Annotated in this window: 3 protein-coding genes and 1 pseudogene; 3 read left to right on the forward strand and 1 reads right to left on the reverse strand. The window is 57.5% G+C overall.

The window, feature by feature from the left end; all coding sequences use genetic code 11:
• Positions 1-222, forward strand: a 222-nt coding sequence (locus tag BC360_RS24720) for a L,D-transpeptidase (RefSeq protein ID WP_139110190.1), incomplete at its 5' end; no start/stop codon positions are given.
• Between the two features lie 145 nt (positions 223-367).
• Here the strand turns inward: BC360_RS24720 and BC360_RS24725 are convergent.
• Positions 368-1,258 (reverse strand): LysR family transcriptional regulator, encoded by an 891-nt coding sequence (locus BC360_RS24725; protein WP_065797236.1) that lies wholly within the window; start codon positions 1,256-1,258, stop codon positions 368-370.
• A gap of 164 nt (positions 1,259-1,422) precedes the next feature.
• On the opposite strand from BC360_RS24725, the gene BC360_RS24730 reads away from it, so the two are divergent.
• Complete coding sequence (locus tag BC360_RS24730) at positions 1,423-1,623, forward strand: helix-turn-helix domain-containing protein (RefSeq protein ID WP_065797237.1); 201 nt, start codon at positions 1,423-1,425, stop codon at positions 1,621-1,623.
• A 138-nt stretch (positions 1,624-1,761) separates the two neighbouring features.
• Positions 1,762-2,756, forward strand: a pseudogene (locus BC360_RS24735) (IS30 family transposase); the annotation flags it as partial.

Raw genomic sequence — 2,756 nt, forward strand, 5'->3', positions numbered from 1 at the left:
GGTGGTCAGCCGGGCGGGCTCGACAACCCGCTCGGCGCCCGCGCGCACTACATCTACAAGGACGGCCGCGACACTGGCTATCGCGTGCACGGCTCACCCGAATGGTGGACCATCGGCACACAGGCATCTTCCGGTTGCGTGCGCATGATCAACCAGGACGTCATCGACCTCTACAACCGGGTCAAGGCGGCGCCGACCAAAGTCCCGATTTTGGTGGCGTGAAAGGCGCTCCGCGCCGAGTGAGTGGGGAATCGAGAGGAGCCACGACAGTCCCTACCAAAGAAAATTCAGTCGTTCGATCCTGCCGCACCCGCCTGCCCCTCTTCGGCCGGCTGATCGCAGACAACAAGGTTTTCGGGACCTCCCCTCATTTGCCCGCCCGCACCAACGACCTTGCGATGTCGATAATGTCGTCGCGAGCAACCGTCGGATCATCCTTGGACCAGGCGACCCCGAGCCCGATCCTGAAGTCGACACCCCTCACCTTCCTGAGCTCGAAATTGCAGTTGGGCAGATCCAGCGTCCACTCCGGCGCGAAACCGATGCCAAGACCGGCTGATACCAATGACACCAGCGAGAAGGTATCGTCACATGTGTAAGCGACGCTCTTCGTCAGGTCGTGCTCCTCGAACTTTTCAGCAAAATAGCGCTCGGTGAAAGTCAGGTTCTGGCGTGAGAACGAGATGATCTTCTCGCCCTTCAAGTCCTCGATGTCGATCTCGCTGCGGGCAAGCAGAGCACTCTTCTTCTCCACCGCAAGAAGGTAACGCTCATGCGCGATTGAGAAGAACCGCAGCGAGCCGATATTCTCGACCGGGCGGATGAAGCCGAGATTGATCTGGCCGTTTTCCAATCCGCGGATGATGTCGTTGGTGGAGCCACTTGAGATATGCAGTTCAATATCGGGATACTTGCGGCCGATGCGGGCCAGGAACGCCGGCAGTACGCCAATCGTTGCCGGGTAGACGGTTCCAATCCTGATCTTCCTCACCGCCTTGCCGGCAACCGAGCGCACCAGCTCGGCCGACAGATCGACATCACCAAGGATCCTCACACAGCGATCGTAGTAGATCTCCCCTGCCCTGGTCAGTTCGACCCTTCTCGTCGAACGCTCCAATAGGCGAACACCGAGTTCCTTTTCCAGCGACTGGATCTGACAGCTCAAGGCCGGCTGGGCGATATGCACCCGTGCTGCCGCCCGACCGAAATGCAGTTCCTCGGCAACCGCCACGAAATAGTTCAGCTGGCGAAGTTCCATGTCGGCTCCAATCGACGGATACGTTGAAAACGCGAGCAACGCAGCGCGCCACAACCATCAATACCCTATTTTGGGGTATCCGAAAATCGGTTTTATTCATTTCGTCGGTTTTCTCAAACTGGCGCTCGCAATTGTCCTCATTTCACGCAATCGTTTATGGGCGAATGATCGACGGCCTCGTTGCCGCTCGAAAAGCTGCGAACGTGACCCAAGTCGAACTCGGAGAGCGGATCGGGCAGCGGCAAACGTTCGTGTCCAAGTTCGAACTAGGCGAACGGCGTTTAGATGTTGCGGAGTTCGTGAAAGTGAGCCGAGCAATTGGGGCCGACCCCTATGCTCTGATGCAAGAGGCGGAAAAGGACTAAGAACCCTTCAACTGCCGGATCGATATCGCCGCCAGTTCCCGTCGATACATTATGCGATCCCTTTGGCCCAGAAGGTACATTCTATTTTCAAGTGCGACATGCCAATGATTTCAATGGCTTCCCCTTGGAGATTTTGGAATGTCCCGACGCTATTCGCAGCTGAATCTGGCCGATCGACGCCGCCTCTTCCACTTTGTCGAACGTAAACTGCCGATCAAAGAAATGGCGCGCCAACTCGGTCGTCATCGATCGACGATCTATCGTGAGATCAGACGCAACACATTCCACGATCGCGAGCTGCCCGACTATAGCGGTTACTTCCCAACAGTTGCTGACGACATCCGCAAAGAGCGGCGACAGCGTTTGAGGAAGCTTGTGCGGCACCGGCAATTGCGCGAACTGGTGATCAAGCAGCTGAAGGCACTTTGGTCACCGGAACAGATCGCCGGCCGCCTGCTTGCCGATGGCGTGAGCGCCGTGCGTGTCTGCACCGAGACGATCTATCGCTTCATCTATGGCAAGGAAGATTGTGCGCTGGAGCTCCATCAGCATCTGGCGGAAGCTCGCCGCAAACGCCGCCCCCGCGGCTCGAGGAAACCCCGCGACGGCACTTTTCCTGCTGCCTGCAGGATATCGCAACGTCCTGATTTCATTGCTGATCGTTCGCAGTTCGGGCACTGGGAAGGCGACTTGTTGATCTTCCAACGTGACTTGGGCAACGCCAACGTAACCTCACTGATCGAACGCAAGAGCCGCTACACCGTCATGATCAAGAACCAGAGCCGGCACTCACGACCGATCATGGACAAGATCATCGAAACGTTCTCTCCCTTGCCAGCCTTTGCCCGGCAGAGCTTCACCTTTGATCGCGGCACGGAGTTTAGCGGCTTCAGGGCTTTGGAAGATGGCATCGGCGCGCGCAGCTGGTTTTGTGACCCCAGTGCGCCATGGCAGAAGGGGGCCGTGGAAAATACCAACAAGCGCATCCGCCGGTTCATGCCAGGCGATACGGACTTGCAGCCGTGTCGCAACGCAAGCTCATCCAGCTTGCTCGCCATCTCAACGACCAGCCGAGAAAGTGCCTGAATTACAGGACGCCGGCCGAAGTGTTCAGGGCACATTTGCAAGATGGA

The sequence above is a fragment of the Ensifer sp. LC163 genome (assembly GCF_001695855.1).
Lineage (GTDB): Bacteria > Pseudomonadota > Alphaproteobacteria > Rhizobiales > Rhizobiaceae > Ensifer.